Annotated in this window: 14 protein-coding genes; 6 read left to right on the forward strand and 8 right to left on the reverse strand. The window is 71.8% G+C overall.

Annotated elements, in window-relative coordinates:
- Positions 1-77 precede the first annotated feature (77 nt).
- The 6 genes from AC3WXD_RS05285 to AC3WXD_RS05310 all read right to left on the reverse strand — a co-directional run bounded on the left by AC3WXD_RS05285 (position 78) and on the right by AC3WXD_RS05310 (position 8,093).
- A complete protein-coding gene (locus AC3WXD_RS05285) occupies positions 78-4,160 on the reverse strand; it encodes a cobaltochelatase subunit CobN (protein WP_492323213.1) in 4,083 nt (1,360 codons plus the stop codon).
- Complete coding sequence (locus tag AC3WXD_RS05290) at positions 4,157-4,567, reverse strand: DUF2149 domain-containing protein (RefSeq protein ID WP_059411472.1); 411 nt, start codon at positions 4,565-4,567, stop codon at positions 4,157-4,159. The genes AC3WXD_RS05285 and AC3WXD_RS05290 overlap by 4 nt, the downstream gene beginning before the upstream one ends.
- The gene (locus AC3WXD_RS05295; protein WP_020202964.1) at positions 4,567-5,211 is read right to left on the reverse strand and encodes a MotA/TolQ/ExbB proton channel family protein; all 645 of its coding nucleotides are present in this window, start codon (positions 5,209-5,211) and stop codon (positions 4,567-4,569) included. The genes AC3WXD_RS05290 and AC3WXD_RS05295 overlap by 1 nt, the downstream gene beginning before the upstream one ends.
- A gap of 141 nt (positions 5,212-5,352) precedes the next feature.
- Positions 5,353-6,240: a polysaccharide deacetylase family protein gene (locus AC3WXD_RS05300; protein WP_020202965.1), complete on the reverse strand. Its 888-nt coding sequence runs from the start codon at positions 6,238-6,240 to the stop codon at positions 5,353-5,355.
- A gap of 365 nt (positions 6,241-6,605) precedes the next feature.
- Positions 6,606-7,313 carry a response regulator transcription factor gene (locus AC3WXD_RS05305; protein ID WP_020202966.1) on the reverse strand — a complete coding sequence of 236 codons (708 nt, stop codon included), beginning with the start codon at positions 7,311-7,313 and terminating at the stop codon, positions 6,606-6,608.
- 273 nt (positions 7,314-7,586) lie between these two features.
- Positions 7,587-8,093, reverse strand: coding sequence for a DUF6630 family protein (locus tag AC3WXD_RS05310; protein WP_492323214.1), 507 nt, complete (start codon positions 8,091-8,093; stop codon positions 7,587-7,589).
- A gap of 665 nt (positions 8,094-8,758) precedes the next feature.
- On the opposite strand from AC3WXD_RS05310, the gene AC3WXD_RS05315 reads away from it, so the two are divergent.
- From AC3WXD_RS05315 to AC3WXD_RS05335, 5 genes are all read left to right on the forward strand, one after another.
- Positions 8,759-9,484, forward strand: coding sequence for an MgtC/SapB family protein (locus AC3WXD_RS05315; RefSeq protein WP_492323215.1), 726 nt, complete (start codon positions 8,759-8,761; stop codon positions 9,482-9,484).
- 170 nt (positions 9,485-9,654) lie between these two features.
- The gene (locus tag AC3WXD_RS05320; protein WP_492323216.1) at positions 9,655-10,671 is read left to right on the forward strand and encodes a Bug family tripartite tricarboxylate transporter substrate binding protein; all 1,017 of its coding nucleotides are present in this window, start codon (positions 9,655-9,657) and stop codon (positions 10,669-10,671) included.
- Between the two features lie 353 nt (positions 10,672-11,024).
- Positions 11,025-12,011, forward strand: coding sequence for a Bug family tripartite tricarboxylate transporter substrate binding protein (locus tag AC3WXD_RS05325; RefSeq protein ID WP_020202970.1), 987 nt, complete (start codon positions 11,025-11,027; stop codon positions 12,009-12,011).
- Positions 12,012-12,168: 157 nt separating this feature from the next.
- Complete coding sequence (locus AC3WXD_RS05330; RefSeq protein ID WP_029043604.1) at positions 12,169-13,368, forward strand: CaiB/BaiF CoA transferase family protein; 1,200 nt, start codon at positions 12,169-12,171, stop codon at positions 13,366-13,368.
- Positions 13,365-14,228, forward strand: coding sequence for a citryl-CoA lyase (locus AC3WXD_RS05335; protein ID WP_020202972.1), 864 nt, complete (start codon positions 13,365-13,367; stop codon positions 14,226-14,228). Before AC3WXD_RS05330 ends, AC3WXD_RS05335 begins: the two co-directional genes overlap by 4 nt.
- Before the next feature lie 28 nt (positions 14,229-14,256).
- On the opposite strand, the gene AC3WXD_RS05340 is transcribed toward AC3WXD_RS05335, so the two are convergent.
- Together AC3WXD_RS05340 and AC3WXD_RS05345 are read right to left on the reverse strand one after the other, a co-directional pair.
- On the reverse strand, positions 14,257-15,453 hold the full coding sequence (locus AC3WXD_RS05340) for a GGDEF domain-containing protein (protein WP_492323217.1): 1,197 nt from the start codon (positions 15,451-15,453) through the stop codon (positions 14,257-14,259).
- 391 nt (positions 15,454-15,844) lie between these two features.
- The gene (locus tag AC3WXD_RS05345) at positions 15,845-16,573 is read right to left on the reverse strand and encodes an IclR family transcriptional regulator (RefSeq protein ID WP_059411469.1); all 729 of its coding nucleotides are present in this window, start codon (positions 16,571-16,573) and stop codon (positions 15,845-15,847) included.
- 852 nt (positions 16,574-17,425) lie between these two features.
- On the opposite strand from AC3WXD_RS05345, the gene AC3WXD_RS05350 reads away from it, so the two are divergent.
- The gene (locus tag AC3WXD_RS05350; protein WP_020202975.1) at positions 17,426-18,685 is read left to right on the forward strand and encodes an efflux RND transporter periplasmic adaptor subunit; all 1,260 of its coding nucleotides are present in this window, start codon (positions 17,426-17,428) and stop codon (positions 18,683-18,685) included.
- The last annotated feature ends 12 nt before the right edge of the window (positions 18,686-18,697 follow it).

Raw genomic sequence — 18,697 nt, forward strand, 5'->3', positions numbered from 1 at the left:
GGACAGCATAAAGACATCGCGCGGGGCTGTCCACCGCCGCGGCATCAATGCGGCATCAGCGCGGCATTAATGCGAAATCAGCGCGATCGCCGCGGGCGCCGGCCGCGGCGCCATTCCGCGCCGGCCCCGGCGGCGACCAGCAGCGCCATCAGCGCGGCCACCTCCCACGCTTCGCGCGCCCGCACGCCGGAAAGTGGTGCCGAAGGCGCGAGCTGGATGACGCGCGACTCGAGCACCCGACCGGCCACGTGTTCGGTGGCGGGTGCCGGCGGCGCGGATGGTGCCTGCGCCGGCTTCGCCGCCGGCACGGCCGGGGCCTTCGCCACGCCGTGCCGCGCGGGCGCGGCGCCCGGTCCCGCCGACGGCTCGCGCCCCGGCATGGCCCGCGCCAGCCGCTCGCCGAACGCGCGCAGCGCGTCCACCGGCACGCGCGCCTGCTGGCCCAGCCCGGCGATGTACTGCATCAGCGCCGGATTGCCGCAGCTATTGGCCGTGCACGACAACCCGTCGCGGTTGACCGAGGCCACGTAGCGCCGCGCCATGTCCGCGCGCTCGGCCGCCGTGAAGCGGTAGCTGCCCTGCCGGTCCACTTCCAGCAGGCGCGCCAGGATGCCTTGCCGCGCATGCGGATTGCTGCGCGCGAAGAAGCGGTCCATGTCCATGCCGAGCTTGTCGGCCACGTAGACGTCGTAGGTCTGCTGCCAGAAGTCGCCGCTCATCTGCTCCGGGCTGGTGGCCTGGAAGCCGTAGAGATGCTCGATCTCGCGGGCCATCTCGCGCGCGCCGGCGTAGCCGGAGCGCTGCATGCCAGCGATCCAGCGCGGGTTCCAGTTGCGCGCGTTGAGCTCGGTGGCCAGCCACGTGCGCGCGTCCACGGTCTCGGCCTCGGCCGGGCGGCGCAGGTTGTGCAGCCAGAAGCGCGGCGCCTGCCCGCTGACCGCGCGCGTGGCGAGGTTGAGGCCGCCGGCGTACTGGTAGGTATCGTCGTTGTCGAGCGCGCCGTAGAGCGTGCTGGCGCGCGAGAACAGCACGGCCTGGTTCGACTTGAGATGGCTGGCGAGCGCCTGCGGCGCGGTCTCGCCCCAGCCTTCGGCGGAGAACGCGAAGTTCATGTAGCGCAGGTATTGCTGCGCTAGCGCCTGCCCGGCCGGCTCGCCGGGCCGGGCCACGGGTCGGGCCACATCGAGGCTCTGCTCCACCATCTGCTGCACGCCGATGCCGTAGTTGCCGGGCCTGGCGGCGAACACGCGCGCGCGCGCCAGGCGCCCGGCCAGCGGCGGCGCCACGCCGGCGGCCAGCAGCGCGGCCTCCGCTTCCCGGTCGTGGCGGCTGACGGCGTTGTCGCCGGCCGCGGCGGCCAGGCGCGCGGCCTTGTCCAGCAGCGCCACCTTGTCGCCGAAGCCGTCGCGGTAGATGCCGGAGATGGTGAACAGCACGTTGACGCGCGGGCGCCCCAGTTGCGCCTCGGGAATCAGCCGCACGTCCTCGACCACGCCGCGCGCATTCCAGACCGGCTCCACGCCCATCAGGTAAAGCGCCTCGCTTTCCATCGCGCCCTGGTGGCGCTCGGTCTCGCCGTAGAACAGCACCATCGAGACCTGTTCGGGCACGGCGCCGGTCTCGGCGCGGTAGCGCGCCAGCGTCTGCCGCGCCAGCGCCTTGCCGACTTCCCACGCGGCCGGCGTGGGGATGAACGCGCCGTCGAAGGCATGCAGGTTGCGCCCGGTCGGCAGGCCCTGCGGCGTGCGCACCGGATCGCCGAGCGGCGCGGTCGGCAGGTAGCGGCCCGCGAGCACCGTGACCAGTCCGTCGAGCTCGCTCCGCGGCGAGGCGCGCAGCCCGGCCAGCCATTCGCGCGCGGCGGCCAGCGCGGCCCCGGCCTTGTCCGCCAGCGGCGGCGGCAGGTCCGCCGGATCCGGCTCGCGCCCGTCGAGCAGCGCGCCGGCCCAGCCGGCCAGCGTGTCATGGCCCAGGCGTTTGCGCTCGTCGGCGCCGAACGCGCTGTCCAGCACGGTGGCCAGCGCCTGCCGCTGGAAATCCGGCGGCGGCAGTTCGCCCAGCACATGGATGCCCTGCGGTATCGGCTCGGCTTCCACCTTGTGCAGGAAGCGGTGGACCACCGGCCCGACCTGCTCCCACGGCGCGGCAAGGTCCACGCCGAGCTGGCGGTCCAGGCCCAGCGCGCGGATCTGCGCCTGCGCCTGCAGGCGGTATTGTTCGGCCAGCGCGGGCGCGCCGTCGGCGGTGGCTTCCTGCTGCTCGATCACCTCGTCGAGCTTCGCCAGCGCGGCCGGCATGCCGGCGCGGGTCAGCAGCGGGGTCAGGTGGCTGACCAGCACGGCGGCGCTGCGGCGCTTGGCCTGGATTGCCTCGCCGCCGCCGTCCTGAATGTAGTAGTAGGCGTTGGGCAGGTCGCCCAGCAGCACTTCCGCGCTGTCGTCGCCGGCCTGCCCGGCCTGCTTGCCGGGCAGCCATTCGAGCGTGCCGTGGCGGCCCACGTGGACCACCGCGTCGGCGCCGAACGCATGGCGGTACCACAGGTAGGCGGCGATATACGAATGCGGCGGCGGCGTGACGGTGTCGTGCGACGTGTCCAGCGCGCGCGCGAAGGTGGAGCGCAACGGCTGCGGCCCGACGAACAGGTTGCCGAAGCGCAGGCCCGGGATCACGAAATCCTGCCCGCCGCGGCCGTCGTCCACCAGCATCAGCGGATTGCGCTCGGGCGGGCCCCACGCGGCCAGCACGGACTGGCGGAAGGCCGCGGGCAGCGCGTCGAACCAGCGCTTGTACTGCGCCATCGGCAGCAGCGTGACGCGCCCGCGCGCGACCATCTCGCGCAGCTCGCCCGGCGACCATGCCTCCATGTTGCGGCCGTTGCGCTCCAGCAGCGCGGTCAGCCCGGCCTCGTCCGGCAAGGCGGTGCCGGCCTGACCGGTCTGGTAGCCGGCCGCGCGCAGGCGCGCCATGATCCGCGCCAGCGACGGCAGCGTGGCCAGGTAGCTGGCGCCGATGTTGCCGCTGCCGGGCGGGTTGTTGTAGTAGAGGATGGCGACGCGCTTGTCCGCCGCCGGCTTGTCCTGCAGCGCGATCCAGCGCCGCGCGCGCGCCACCGCGGCGTCGGCGCGCTCGGGCACCGCGCGGCTGGCCTTGGCGCCGTTTTCGTCCTCCAGCGTGGCGAACAGGATCGGCTCGCTGGCGCCGGCGCGCTCGGGCGTGTTGAGCAGCAGCGGCAGGCGCTCGCCGGCGATGCCGCGCGCATCGGCGCGCCACGCGGCCTGACTGTCGCGCGTGGCGATCAGGTTGATGGCGTGCACGCCGTGGCGCTCCAGCCAGGCCTTGTCCTCGGCGCGGCTGATGGTGAGGTTGAGCGTGAACAGCGCGCGCAGCGGGCTGCGGCCATCGATGGTCAGCGCGGCGTCCAGGCTGGACAGCGGCCAGCCGAACACGGGCACGGCGCCGATGCCCTGCCGTTCGAGCGCGGCCACCAGCGCGTCGATGTGGGCCAGGTCCTGCTGGCGGTAGTTGCTGGCGTAGAAGGCGATGCCGGCCAGCGGCGCGCCTGCGGGCAGGCCGCCGTTGGCGCGATACCAGTCCAGGTATGCCGGCAGCGTGGCGAACACCTGCGCGGCGCGCGGGTGGTAGATGCCGGCCGCCGGCAGCGGGCGCGGCGCCGGCACGGCGATGGCGTCCGTGCCGCGCAACTGCGCCACGGTCCACGCCAGCCAGCCGGCCAGGTTGTCGGCGCCGCCGGCGCTCCAGTAGGCCTCGGCCGCCGGGCCGCGCGCGGCGTCGAGGCCGATGCCCCAGGCGGCTTCGGCGGCGGCGGCCGGCGCGGCCAGCACCAGCGCGCCGCGCTGCCTGGCCTGGCGCACGGCCGGGGCCATCTGCTTCAATACGGCAGTGGGCGCGAAGTAGGCGTAGATGGCATCGGCGGCGGCGATCTGCGCCGCGTCGGGCGCGGCGGTGACCGCCCGCAGCTCGACGCGGCCCGGGCCGGCCAGTTCGCGCAGGCGCGCTTCGGCGGCGGGCAGCAGATGGGTGTTGGTGGTGACCACCAGCACGCGCACCGGCGCCGCGGCCCGCGCCTGCGCGCAGGCCAGCAGCAGCCAGCCGAGCAGGACAAACGCGGCCGGCAGCCAGCGTTGCCGCGCCAGCCTCATTTGCCCGCGCCCGCCGGGGCCGGCTGCGCGCCTTCGGGCACGTAGACCACGCTGCCGTCCGGCAGCCGGTAGGCCACGCCGAGGCGCGTGCCCTCGCCCGCCTTCTGCTGCGCGGACAGCTTGCTGACCTTCACTTCCTTGCGGTTCTTCTCGATCAGTTGCAGCTCGCCCGTGCGCGGGTCGCGCTGGACCAGCGTGAAGCGCGCATCGGGATCGAGCAGCTGGGTCAGGCCGAAGGCCTGCGTGAGCGCCACCATCAGGCCCACGGCGAAGACGATCGAGGCATCGAACAGGTTGGCCACGCCGGCCAGCGGGTCTTCGCGGTGCACCGAGGCCAGCTCGCCCTGCGCATGGCGGCGGCGCACGAAGCGGCGGCGCCGGAAACGGTGTCCGTGGCCGGCCTCCATCAGGCTCGCGCCCCCGCCGCCGGCAGCGCGCGCAGCACCAGCTCGCACAGGTTCTCCATCTCCTTGAGGTCGGCGCGCGCCCAGCGCTCGCGCGTGAGCGTGAGCACGTAGGCGATGCCGCCCAGCACCAGCCCGCACACCACCGCGCCGAAGCCGATCACGAGGTGATTGACCATGCCGGCCATGTCGCCGGCCAGCAGCGCCTGCAGCGCCGGCCCGAGCGGGATGATGGTGCCGGCCAGCCCCAGCATGGGCGCGATGCGCACCAGCGTGCGGGTCAGGTCGAGGCGGTTGGCCACGCGCATTTCCTCGCGCTGCAGCGTCTCGTCGAGCCACAGGTCGAGGTGCTCGTGCGAATCGAGGCGCGCCAGGCGGCCTTCGAGCAAACCCCAGAAGCGCGCCAGCGCGGGCGACATCGGCAGCGCGCGCCATTGCGCCTGCGCGCCGTGGCGCAGGCCGGCGGCGAGCGCGTTGGCCAGCGCCGGCAGGTCGGTGCGCGGCGCGGCGGCGCGCCGGCGCGACTGCACCAGCAGGCTGCCGAGGTCCGCCAGCGACAGCACGAACAGCACCAGCAGGGCCAGCGCGACGGGCCAGAAGAACGCCGCGGAAAGGCGATAGAAGATCTCGGTGACGGCGCTTTCCATCGTGATTGTCAGCGGGGAAATGAGATGAGGCGGCAAGGCCCGCGGCAGCCGCGCGCGGGTGCCGGCAGGCCGCGCGCAGGGTCGCGCGCGGGCCGCAAGCGCAGCATTGTACGCGGCGCGCGCGGGCGCCGCCGCCCGGCCTCAGGGCCAGCTTTCGCGCGCGTAGACGCCCGACAGCGCCCGCACCCGCGCGGCGCGCTCGGCCTGCCGGCCGTCGGTGTAGAACGGCGGGTCGGCCAGCGCCAGGCCGTTGTCGCGGGCTTCCTCGACCAGGATCTGCAGGTACTCCGTCATGTGCGAGGCGGTGTAGTCGTTGGTGTCGTGGAAGCTCACCACCACGGGCACCACGCCGCCGGCCGGCGCCAGCCGCTGCTCGGACAGCGCCACCTTGACCTGCGCCAGCTCGCTGTTGATGTGCGAGCGGCGGCGCAGGCTGATGTGCCAGCCGTAGATCTTGCCGTCGCGCGCGTTGACATCCGACATCAGCATGGCGAGGCCGAGCTTGCGGTAGACCGCCTGGACCGCGTCGTCGTAGGCCCAGTTGGGCGGGCGCACCAGTTGCGCCGCGCCGCGGCACTGCTCGATGATGTCGGCCTCGCCGGACAGCAGCGATGCTTCCAGCTCCTCGGGCGCCAGGCGCGTGTGCGATACGTGCCCGTCCGGCAGGCCGCTGTGCACCGCGAGGCGGTGGCCGGCCTTGCAGGTGGCGTGCATCTGCTCCTTGCCCGCCTCGCCGCCGCCGCGGCGCGGATGGGCGGTCTGCACGAAGAACAGCGCCTTGATGCCGGGCGTGACGGGATTGTCGGCAAGCTGGCGCAGGATCAGCGGCGTGCTGCCGTCCTCGCCGGCGTCGGGGCCGTCGTCGAAGGTGAGCAGGAAGCGGATCGGCGGCAGCGGCCGCGCGGCGCGCAGCGTCGCCAGCCGGATCGACGGCGCGGCCGGCGGCGGATCGGCGGTGCCGGGTGCCGCGGCGCACAAGCCGCCGGCCAGCATCGCGGCGGCCAGGAAACAGGAACGGAAAAAACGCATGCGTTGGGGGACGCGGCTGTGCGCGGCGCGCCACTGCGTGCGCTGTGCCGGCCAGCCGTCATGAAATTTCAGGCAAGGATCAGGTGTCCGGCCGGGCACGCCCTGCGCGGGTGCGCGAGGCGCCGCAGCGGCGGCCGGGCCTCGCCCGGACACGACGCGGCATTGTGCCATAGCGTCCGGCGGCGGCACCGCCGGCAAAAAAAACCAGGCCACATGCGGGTGGCCTGGTGATAAAGCGGCAGCGATGCGGGCGCTGCCTGCGGGTTCGGGAAGCTGGCGAAGGCTTCCCTTCATTCAGGTTAGCGGCTGGCCGGACGGCCAAGGTGAACAACTGTGTCGGCGGCCCCGCGCGCGGGCGCCGCGGCTCATTCGAGCCGGCCGGGCTCGGACACCGCGTCGAAGCGATAGCCGTGCGAGTACACCGAGGTCAGGCGCACGCCGTTCTGCGGACGCAGCGCGAGCTTGATCCGCAGGCGCGACACGTGGGTGTCGAGCGTGCGCGAATCGGGGCCGATCACGCGGCCCCACACCGCCTTCTCCATCATCTCGCGCGGCAGCAGCCGGCCCACGTTGCGGAACAGGAACAGCGCCACGTCGAACTCGCGCGGCGAGACGTCCAGCCGCGTGCCGTTCAGCGAGATGGTGCGCCCCACGGGGTCCAGCGCGTAGCCGCCGACCTCGATCATCTCGCTCTGCACCATCGCCTGCGGATAGGCGCGGCGCAGCAGCGCGCGCATGCGCGCCACCAGTTCGGCGCGGCGGATCGGCTTGGTCATGTAGTCGTCGGCGCCGGCGCCCAGCGCGGCCACCACGCTTTCTTCGAGCGGGCGGCTGGTGAGGAACAGGATCGGCAGGACGCGGCCCACGCGCTGGCGTATCCACGGCACCAGGTCGAGCCCGCTGATGTCGGGCAGCTGCCAGTCGAGAATCACGAGGTCGAAGGTGTCTTCGCGCAGCGCGCGCACGAAGGCGCTGCCGCTGCCATAGGTGGCGCACGCATAGCCCGCGTCTTCCACGATCTGCCGGATGAGTCCGGCCTGGCTGTCGTCGTCTTCTACCGAAGCAATTCTCATGGCTCTCTCTTGACCATCCCCGGTATCGTTACCGTGTCCAGCCATAGCGCCAAAGGATTCGGCGAAAGAGAAAGGCGACTGCAATGCGAAAACGCTCACAGGCATGCTGCCGGGCCAGCATCAGACCCCGCTAGCCTAGCGCAGCCATGCGCGGCAATTGTCACTAAATGTGAACGCCAAGGGGAACATGCCGGGCGGGCGGCGGCGAGATGGCAGCAAGTCAACGGCAAGTCGACGATAGGGCGGCGTCCTGCAAGCGCCCGTCAGCGCCTGTCAGCAGGTTTCGTCGGCGGGATCGATCATCAGTTGCAGGCGGGCGGCCACGCCGGCCAGCCGCGCCTCGTCGCCGCTGCGCACCAGCCAGCCGGCGAAGGCGTCGGCCTGCGTGTCCCAGCACCACAGGACATGGCCGGCCGCGCGCAGGGAGGCCTGCGCGATCGTCATCAGCGCGGGCACGCCGTGGGCCGCGAGAAAGGCCGGCGCATGGGGGTCGGCCACGCCCCAGTCCACGCGCACGCCGGCCCGCGCGGCCAGTTCCTGCACGCTGCGCACCAGCGCCGCGGCATCGTTCCACTCGACGTAGAAGCCGGCGCCGGCGGTGCCGGCGGCTTCGCTCAGCGGCCACAGCAACTGATGGCCTTCGCATCCCGGCCCGGCCTGCGCCAGCGCTTGCCGGAACGCGGTCCAGCAATGCTGCGCCGCGTCGCGGTCATGCAGGCACACCAGCAGGATCAACTCGCGCATGGCGTCCTGCGTTTCACTCGGGAGCTCAATCGTCATAGGCCTCTGGCGGGTCGGAACGGGGAAACTGCGCAGTGGTCGCGGGAACGGTCCCGCACACGGTTTGCCGCTGCGCAGCCGGCGATGCCCGGACGCCGGCGGCGATCGAGACCCGCTATTCTGACAAAGCTTGTAAGGTGGCGCCACTGCGCCCGCGCGGCTTTCCTGCATGGCGCAAACACCCCCCCAAAAAGCGGTTGCCAAGCGCGTGGTGGCTTTGATACGCTCGCCCCGTCGTCGCTGCGCGGCCATCTCCATGAGCAGCCGTTCCGACTGGCCCGCAGCCCCCGCGGCCGCATCCTGAACGGCCGGGCAAGTCCAGGCGCATGCAGGCCCATGCAGGCACCTGCGTGCTGCCACTCGCCGCTGCCCTGGCCGGCAGGCGGCGACCGGCGGCAATGCAGCGAGCGCAGTGCATCGAGCGGATTCTCCGCGCGTTGCCCCTCCTTCCCGTTCCTTGCGAGACCCGCGGCCACCGCGCCGCGCGAAAGCGTTCGCCCGCGCGGGCCGTTGCCGCAGTACAGTGTCGGCGCGCGGCACGCAGCGCCACGCCGGCGACACGGGCCTGACACCTGCGCGCCATACAAAGGCGGTAGCGCCAGGGCCGGGACCTGGGAAACAATGACGAAAACGCACTCTTGGCTCACAGCCGGGGAACACCTGCCATGCAATCCCTCCAAGCGTTCCAGAATATCAACCTCACTTCGCTGATGGATACCCTCGTCAGCCTCACCACCGCCTTCGTGCTGGGCGCGATGATCGGCTACGAGCGGCAGATCCGGCAGCGCACCGCCGGGCTGCGCACCAACGTGCTGGTGGCGGTGGGCGCGGCCATCTTCGTCGACATGGCCAACCGCATGGCCGGGCACGAGGGCGCGGTGCGCGTGGTGGCCTACGTGGTGTCCGGCATCGGCTTCCTCGGCGCGGGCGTGATCATGCGCGAGGAAGGCAATGTGCGCGGGCTCAATACCGCCGCCACGCTGTGGGGCTCGGCGGCCATCGGCGCGAGCGCGGGCGCGGACCTGATCCTCGAGGCCACGCTCGGCTGCCTGTTCGTGCTGGCCGCCAACACGCTGCTGCGGCCCGTGGTGGACCGCATCAACCAGCAGCCGATGGACACCACCGCGGTGGAAGTCACCAACACCGTCTACGTGATCGCGCCGCGCGCCTCGCAGAAGCAGGCGCTGCAGTTGCTGGAGCGCACGCTGGAGACCGGCAACTACCCCACGCGCGACCTGGAGGTGCACGCCTTCGGCGATGCCGACGTGGAGATCGAGGCGGTGCTGACGTCCACCTCGGTCGACGGCGACGTGCTGGACCGCCTGATGGCGCAGCTGGCCGAATCCGAGCATATCCACCAGGCCTTCTGGAGCCCCAGCACGACGGACTGAAGCCGCGGCCCGGCGGCGCTCGGGCGGGCGGAGGGGCAGGCGGAGGGGCAGGCGATCAACGCACACAATCGGAGCGGGTCCGGTTGCAATGCGCGCATGGCATGGCATCCTTGCCGGCGACCGTGGACGGAGATCCCGGCGCGGTCCATGACAGACAAGACGAGGAGCCAATGAAAGTATCGAAGCCGTCCGCCGCCCGGGCGCCGCGCCTTGCGCGCCGCATCCTGGCCGCCGCCATCGCATGCCAGGCCGCCGCCGCGGCCATTCCCGCCACCGCCGCCACCGCCACCGAGGCATGGCCGTCCAAACCGATCAAGGTGATCGTGCCCTACACGCCGGGCGGGTCCACCGACACCGTCTCGCGCATCGTCTTCGAAAAGGTCGCCGAGCGGCTCGGCCAGCCCGTCGTGATCGAGAACAAGCCCGGCGGCAATTCCACGCTGGGCACCTCGATCGCGGCGCGCGCCAAGCCCGACGGCTACACCTTCCTGTCGGTGCTGGCAGCGTACTCGGCCAACCCCAGCCTGTACTCGCACCTGCAGTACAAGCCGGGCGACCTGACGCCCGTCTCGCTGATGGCGGACCTGCCGCTGTTCCTGTTCACCAGCAAGTCCGTGCCCGCCACCACGGTGGCGCAGCTGGTGGACTACGGCCGCAAGAACCCGGGCAAGCTGAACTTCGGCTCCAGCGGCACGGGCTCCAGCGCGCATCTGGTGGGCACGCGCTTCGGCATGGTCAGCAAGATCGAGATGACCCACATCCCCTACAACGGCAGCGCGCCGATCCTGACGGACCTGATGTCGGGCAACGTGTCGATGGTGTTCGACCCGCTGCTGGTGCCGATGCCGCAGGCCAAGGCCGGCAAGATCAACGTGCTGGCGGTGGCCTCGGCCAAGCGCTGGCCGGGCGAGCCGAATATCCCGACGATGGAAGAGGCCGGCTTTCCCGGCTTCGTGATGAGCTCGTGGGCCGGGCTGGTGGCGCCGGCCGGCACGCCGCAGCCGGTCATCGACCGCATGTCGAAGGAGATCGCCGAGGCGGTGCGCTCGGCGGAGGTGCAGAAGAAGCTGGAGAACCTCGGCTTCATCGGCGTGGGCAGCACGCCGGATGCGTTCCGCAAGCTGATCGAGCGCGACTCGGCGCGCTACGCCGAAATCATCAAGGCGGCGAAGATCTCGCTCGACTGATCCGGCCCTCACGGCCCTTTCCTTCAACGGCCTGCTCGCGCAGGCCGTTTTTCATTTCCCCTTCCGTTTCCTCCGCGAGCGCTCCCGCGTACCGCGTCGCGCGGTGCCTTGACAACCCTGGCCGGCCCTCCTATTCTCTCGCTTAAATTCCTTAAGTAAGATCATTGTTCTGTTCTACAGAACACAAGAATCGGAGACAAGACTTGGGCGACGGCCCCGCGCCGCTGCCGCGCGCCGCGCCCACAGGCCAGTCGAGACACCTTTCCAACCGCATTCGCCGGCATCGCAGGACGCCTCCGCCCCCGGCGGCGGCGCCGCGGCACCGGCTCGACCATTCCACAGACGGAGACCCAATGAAGCGCTTCACCTCCCGCATCCGCGCCGCGCTGATGCTCGCCATGCCCGCCGCGCTGCTGGCCACGGCCGCCCTGCCCGCCGCCGCCGACAGCTATCCCAGCCAGCCGGTGCGGCTGGTGGTGCCGTTCCCGCCGGCCGGCGGCACCGACGTGATGGCGCGCCTGGTCTTCAACAAGGTGGGCGCGAGCACGCACTGGAACGTGGTGGTGGAGAACCGCGCGGGCGCGGGCGGCAACATCGGCATGGACGCGGTGGCCAAGGCGCGCCCGGACGGCTACACGCTGGGCATGGGCCAGACCGCCAACCTCGCGATCAATCCCACGCTCTACCCGAAGATGCCGTATGACGCGGTCAAGGATTTCACCCCGGTGGCGCTGGTGTCGGCGCAGCCGCTGGTGCTGATCGTGCGCGGCGACGCGCCGTACAAGAACCTGGCCGACCTCGTTGCCGCCGGCAAGGCCAGGCAACTGTCGATGGCCTCGGCCGGCACCGGCACCGTGGGCCACCTGACCGGCGAGCTGTTCGCGCGCCGCACCGGCATCAAGATGCTGCACGTGCCGTACAAGGGCGCCTCGCCCGCGCTGACCGACCTGCTCGGCGGCCAGACCGATTTCTACTTCGCCACGCCGCCGATCGCGCTGCCGATGCTCAAGGGCGGCAAGCTGCGCGCGCTGGCGGTGACTTCCGCCAGGCGCCTGCCGCTGCTGGCCGACGTGCCGACCGTGATCGAAGGCGGCTACGCCGGCTTCCAGGCCGAGGACTGGAAGGCGCTGGTGGCGCCGGCCGGCACCCCGGCCGAAGTGGTCAGGCGCGTCAACGAAGCCGTCAACAAGGCCATCGCCGAGCCCGAGACCATCACCAGGATGCGCGAGGAAGGCAGCGAGCCGCGCGGCGGCACGCCGGCCGAGCTGGGCGCCTTCATCAAGGCCGAGAACGCCCGCTGGGGCACCATCGTGCGCCAGTCCGGCGCCAAGGTCGAGTAAGAAGCCGTTTCAAGAAGATCCTGGCGTGGTTGCGCGGCACGGCAAGTACGCTGGTACTGTCCGCGTCCGCGCGCCTGGCCAGGACCGCTTCGCTTCATCTTGCAACAACTTCCAAGCCGCCGCCGCCGCGCGGCCCGCCCCCGACGAATCAAGCAACATGCAAAAACCGCTACGCCATATCCGCGTGCTCGACCTCACCAATGTGCTGGCCGGGCCGTTCTGCTGCCACCAGCTCGCCCACATGGGCGCCGAGGTCATCAAGGTGGAAACGCCGGGCACCGGCGACCTGGCGCGCCAGCTCGGCGCCGACGCCGAACTCAACCGCCGCCTGATGGGCGTGTCCTTCCTGGCGCAGAACCCGGGCAAGCGCTCCATCACCGTCAACCTCAAGCATGCGCGCGGCAAGGAAGTGTTCCGCAAGCTGGTGGCCAGCGCCGACGTGCTGGTCGAGAACTTCCGTCCCGGCGTGATGGCGCGCCTGGGCCTGGGTTTCGAGGCGCTCAAGCAGGTCAACCCGAAGCTGATCTACTGCGGCATCTCCGGCTTCGGCCAGGACGGCCCGCTGTCCGACCTGCCGGCCTACGACCAGATCATCCAGGGCATGTCCGGCGTGATGAGCATCACCGGCGACGCGCAGACCGCGCCCTACCGCGTGGGCTATCCCGTCTCCGACACCATCGGCGGCATCACCGCGGCGTTCGCGGTGGCCGCCGCGCTGGCGGACCACCAGCGCACCGACGGCTATTTCATCGACGTATCCATGCTCGAAGCCACGCTCGCCACGATGGGCTGGGTGGTCTCCAACTACCTGATCGCCGGCAAGACCCCGGCGCCGATGGGCAACGAGAACATGACGGCCAGCCCGTCCGGCACCTTCCACACCGGCGACGGCCTGCTCAACATCGCCGCCAACAAGCAGGAACAGTTCGAGGCGGTGTGCCGCGTGGTGGGCCGCCCGGAACTGGCCGCCGACGCACGCTTCGCCGAGCGCCAGGCGCGCCTGGCCAACCGCGCCGAACTCACGCGCGCGCTCGAAGCCGAGCTGGCGAAGAAATCCGCCGACCAGTGGTGGGCGCTGCTCAACGAGGCGGGCGTGCCCGCCGGCCCGGTCTACAGCGTGCCGCAGACGCTGGACCACCCGCAGATCAGCGGGCGCGGCATGATCGGCGACTTCGCCGACGTGCCCGGCGTGGGCCGCGACATCCGCCTGGTGCGCACCGGCTTCAAGCTCAACGGCGAGGCGCCCTCGGTGGATACGCCGCCGCCCGAACTCGGCCAGCACACCCGCGACATCCTCGCCCAGCTCGGTTATGGCGAGGCCGACATCGAAACCTTGCAACAGGAGCACGCCGTATGAGCGAATCCACCCAGGCCGGCAACCAACCCGGCATCGACGCGGGCCAGCGCCTGTCCCAGGACTGGTGGCGCACCGGGATCATCGACATGCAGCCCGGCGAGATCCGCTACCGCGGCTATCCGATCGAGCAGCTGATCGGGCAGGTCTCGTTCGCGCAGATGATCTGGCTGATGCTGCGCGGCGAATTGCCGGGCCGCAAGCAGGGCGAGCTGCTCGACGCCGCGCTGATGTCGGCGGTGGACCACGGCCCGCAGGCGCCCAGCATCGCCATCGCGCGCATGGCCGCGACCTGCGGCGTGGGCCTGAACAACGCGATGGCGTCGGCCGTGAACGTGCTCGGCGACGTGCACGGCGGCGCCGGCGAGCAGGCGGTGGAGCTGTACCAGGACGTGGCGCGCCGCATCGACGGCGGCCTGGCGCAGGCCGACGCGGTCAGGGCCGCGCTGGCGGACTACCGCGACGCGCACGGCAAGTTCGTCTCGGGCTTCGGCCACCGCTTCCACCCGCTCGACCCGCGCGCGCCGCGCCTGCTGGCGCTGGTGGAGCAGGCGGCGCGGGACGGCGTGGTCTCCGGGCGCTTCGCGGCCATCGCGCGCGCGGTGGAGGCGGAGCTGGGCGCGGGCCGCAGCAAGCCCATCCCGATGAACATCGACGGCGCCACCGCGGTGATCTACGCCGAGCTGGGCTTTCCGGCGCCGCTGGCGCGCGGGCTGTTCTGCCTGTCGCGCTCGGTCGGCATCCTCGCGCATGCGTGGGAGCAGACGCAGCAGGGCGGCCGCAACAAGGGGCCGATCCCGCGCCAGTACATCTGGACCTACGACGGCCCGCCGCAGCGCGACGTGCCGCCGGCGCGGGACTGACCGGCACCGGCGCGGCGCTGGCGTAAAGCTAGCGGCTCGGCACGTGGGCGGAATCGCCCACGTCGCCCGGCACCGGCCGCGTGGCCGGCGCCATCCACGACGCCAGCGCGTAGCGGTCGCGGCCGAACTCCTTGGCCGCGTAAAGCGCGCGGTCGGCCGCCGCGAACAGCGAGCGCCACAGCCCCTCCGGGCCGGCCACGCCGCCGCGCAGTTCCGCCACGCCGATGCTGACGCTGGCGAACGCGGCCGGCGCGCCGGGCAGCGGGATCGCGCGGACTTTCTTGAGGATGCGGTTGGCCAGCGCGGTGGCCTGGCCTTCGTCGGTATGCGGGCAGAGAATGCAGAATTCCTCGCCGCCATAGCGGCCGGCCACGTCGGAGGCGCGCCGCGAGTTGTCGATGGCCTCGGCGATCAGCTTGAGCACGGTGTCGCCGGCATGGTGGCCGTTGCGGTCGTTGACCTGCTTGAAGTGGTCCACGTCGATCACCAGGCAGGACAAGGGCTGGCCGTGCCGCTCCCAGGCCGCGACCAGGCTGGTGGCGGCCTTGTCGAGCGCGCCGCGGTTGAGCAGGCGCGTCAGCGCGTCGAAGCGGGCGCCGCTTTCGTTGGCGGCGATGACCTGCTCGGTGGCCATCAGCGTGAAGCCGAACAAACCCAGCAGGGTCGCCGCCAGCGGCGCCAGCGTCAGCACGGCGCTGGCGTTGCTGGCGTAGAACGGGCCCGAGAACACCGTTCCCGCCAGGCCGGCGGCCACGCCGGCGAGCTGGTTCGCCAGATGCACCAGCGTGGCCAGCACCACCAGCGGCGCGCCGATGCTGCGCCGCGCGCCGTGCGCGTGGAGCAAGGTGAGCAGCGTCAGCGACGCCACCATCACCAGGCAACCGTAGCCGACCACGTGCAGGCGCGCGTAGCTGTCGGCCATGCCGGCGGCGCCGAGCAGCGCCAGCCCGGCCAGCGACACGCCCAGCGCCAGCGAGCGGTCCCAGGGCGCCAGCCCGTAATAGACCCGCACGCCGCGATAGACCAGCAGGCGCCCGCCGATATAGACCGCGGCCGCCACGGCGCTCACGTATACGTGCCGGGACGAGACATTGAAGGCCAGCGCCAGCCCGGCCGCCGACAGCAGCAGGTGCCCCACCGCCCACAGCCGCCCGGCCGGGCTGAGCCGCAGCGCGGCCAGCAGCCCCAGCGAGATGGCCAGCGTGCTGGCATACACCACCAACATGACGACAACTACCGCTTGCTGGTCTAACTGCACGGGAGTCCTTTGAAGATGCCGCGTTGCTGTTGGCGTTGAGGAGAGGGAAAGAAGGAAGGTCGGCGGCGATGCCGGCGCGATGGTGTAGTTGCCGCCGCGCGGACAGAATTTTCGCAAACGCGAATGATAACGTCCCCGGCCTGCGCCTGACACCCCCGACAAGCCGGGCGGAGACCACTTTCGGCAGGAACATTGACCGGCCGCAAGCCCGGCGCCCCGCTACCGGGCCCCGGCGGCAGCGGGCGGGAGGCAGGAACCGGCGCTTGCGGGCCTGGCGCGGCGCGGCGCCGGCGGCGAGGCTGGCGGTGGTCCGGGTGGCGCGTCGGGTGGCGCGTCAGGTGGCAATTCGGGCGGTAATTCAGGCCGGATAGGGAAAGCGGCCGCCCAGCGCCACCGTCAGTTCGCGTGCCGCATTCACCACATCATGGCGAAACGCCGGGTCGAACCGCGGCGTCGGGCAGGTCAGCGTCAGCGCGCCCTTGAGCTCGCCGTCCGGCCCGAACACCGGCGACGACACGCCCGCGATGTCCGGCACGCGGTCGCCGACCATCTCGGCCACGCCTTCGTCGCGGATCTTCTGGTAAATCTCGCCGCGCGCGCCGCTGAACGCGCGCAGCACGCGGCCGCCGGCGCCGCGGTTGCGCGGCAGCAGGTCGCCGGCCTTGGCGTGGTCGCGCACCGGCTGCGGCGAATCGACGCGGTACAGGCACAGGCGGTGCTCGCCCTGGTCGATGTGGAACGCGGCGCTCTCGCGCGTGGCCTGCACCAGCTGGCGCAGCACCGGCATCACCACCAGCTCCAGCGAGAACGAAGCGGCGTACACCGCGTGCAGGCGCGCCACCTCGGGGCCCAGCCCGTAGCGGCCGTCGGGCTGGCGCAGGACCAGGCGGGCATGCTCGAGCGAGGCCAGCAGCCGCAGCAGCGTGCTCTTGTACAGCCCCGAGCGCTGCGCCAGCTCGACCAGCCCCAGCGTGGTGTCGCCCTGCCGGAAGGTGGAGAGCACGAACAGGGCGCGGTCCACGGCGATGGCGCCGCCCTCGGCGACGTGCTTGTCGGCTTCGGAAAGTTGCGCGGCTTTACGGGGCATCGATCGGCTTGCTCAATGGAAGGAATGGAAGGAAGCGGGGAAACGCCGTGGAGGCCGGACCAATGGATCAACGGACCGGTAAGCCGGCATGCGGCAGTTTCAGGCATTTCTTGGCATGGCGGTTCCACGGTACAGAACGCCACCGGCATTGTCAACGCGGCCCGGCCGGCCATGCCGCACCGCCGCGCCGGCCTTTGCCGCGCCCGCGCCGGAAGCCGTCCCGCGCCGCCCGCCGGCCGGGCTGTCCTTGAATTGTCCCGGAAGTGATCTAGAGTGATGTGATGCACCATTTCGCCCGGCTGCGGCCATGCCCGGCAGGGCACCGCGACGTGGCGCGCTTCATGTCACGACGCACGGCACGACGCGCGGCACGACTCACGCCGCGCGCATGTCACGACTTTCGTCACGCTTCACGTCACGATGGAGTAATCCAGCAATGGTTGGATTGAACGCACTGACCCGGGCCCGCCTTCAGCTTGCGCAAAACACGTTCCTCCACCCCTTCCGCCTTGCCGGTCGCGCCTGCCCTGCCAGGGCCAGCGGCGGCAGCCGACACCCCTTTCCCGACGGCGCGCGCCGCGCGCCGCGCCCGGCACTGGACCAGGACCGATAGCCCAGCGCCCATTTCCGACGACGCCATCCGACCATCGCCTTGCAGCCAGTGCCAGGCCATGCCGGCCTCATGCCTGCCCGCCCGCTCTCCTGTCCGTGTGCCTGCCGGGCGCGGCCACGCTGCTTCAACCTTCCTGCCGCCCCGCGGCCCCAAGCCTGTCCATGCCCAGACTCCAGCGCACGCGCGTTCCTGTGTTGCCCGCCGGCCCCAGCCACCCCTATCGACTCCGAGGTTCTTCCATGCGCATCGAGCGGATTCCACTTCGCCATCTCGGCGCCGCGGCGATCGCCGCCCTCCTTGCCGCATGCGGAGAGAAGCCGGCCGCGCCGCCGCCGCCCCCGCTCGAAGTGGGCGTGGTCACGGTCAGGACCAGCACCGTGCCGGTGACGGTGGAGCTGCCCGGGCGCACCAGCGCCTTCCTGGTGGCGCAGGTGCGCGCGCGGGTGGACGGCATCGTGCTGCGCCGCGAGTTCACCGAGGGCGATGACGTCAAGGCCGGCGAGCGGCTCTACAAGATCGACCCGGCGCCCTACATCGCCGCGCTGAACAACGCCCGCGCCGCGCTGGCCAAGGCCCAGGCCAACGTCACCACGCAGAACGCGCTGGTCAGCCGCTACAAGGTGCTGGTGGCCGCCAACGCCGTCAGCAAGCAGGACTACGACAACGCCGTGGCCGCGCTGGGCCAGGCCCAGGCCGACGTGGCCGCCGGCAAGGCCAGCGTGGAGACCGCGCAGATCAACCTCGGCTATACCGACGTGATCTCGCCCATCACCGGGCGCAGCGGCCTGTCGCAGGTCACGCCGGGCGCCTACGTGCAGGCCAGCCAGGCCACGCTGCTGACCACCGTGCAGCAGCTCGACCCGGTCTACGTCAACCTGACGCAATCGAGCGTGGAAGGCCTGCGGCTGCGCCGCCAGGTCCAGGAAGGCAAGCTGCAGACCAGCGGCATCCACGCCGCCAAGGTCACGCTGCTGCTCGAGGACGGCCGCACCTACGCCGAGCAGGGCCGGCTGCAGTTCTCCGACGTGAGCGTGGACCAGACCACGGGCTCGGTCACGGTGCGCGCGATCTTCCCCAACAAGGACCGCGTGCTGCTGCCCGGCATGTTCGTGCGCGCGCGCATCGACGAAGGCGTCAACGACAAGGCGATGGTGGTGCCGCAGATCGGCATCACGCACGACCAGAAAGGCCAGCCGGTGGCGCTGGTGGTCGGCCCCGACAACAAGGTGTCGCAGCGCCAGCTCGTCACCAGCGCCACCTACGGCAACGGCTGGGTGGTGGAAAGCGGGCTGCAGCCCGGCGAGCGCGTGATCGTCAACGGCGTGGAGAAGGCCAAGCCCGGCATGACCGTCAAGCCGGTCGAGACCCAGGTGCCGGCGCAGCCCGCCTCGGGCGCGCAGGCGCAGCCGGCCTCCGCGCCGCCGGCCCCGTCCCCGGCTCCGTCCGCCCCCGCCTCCGCTCCGGCGCCCGCTGCGGCGCCCGCGTCCGCCGCGCAATAACAGGGAGCCTGC

The organism is Cupriavidus sp. FW216-B1, assembly GCF_058789195.1.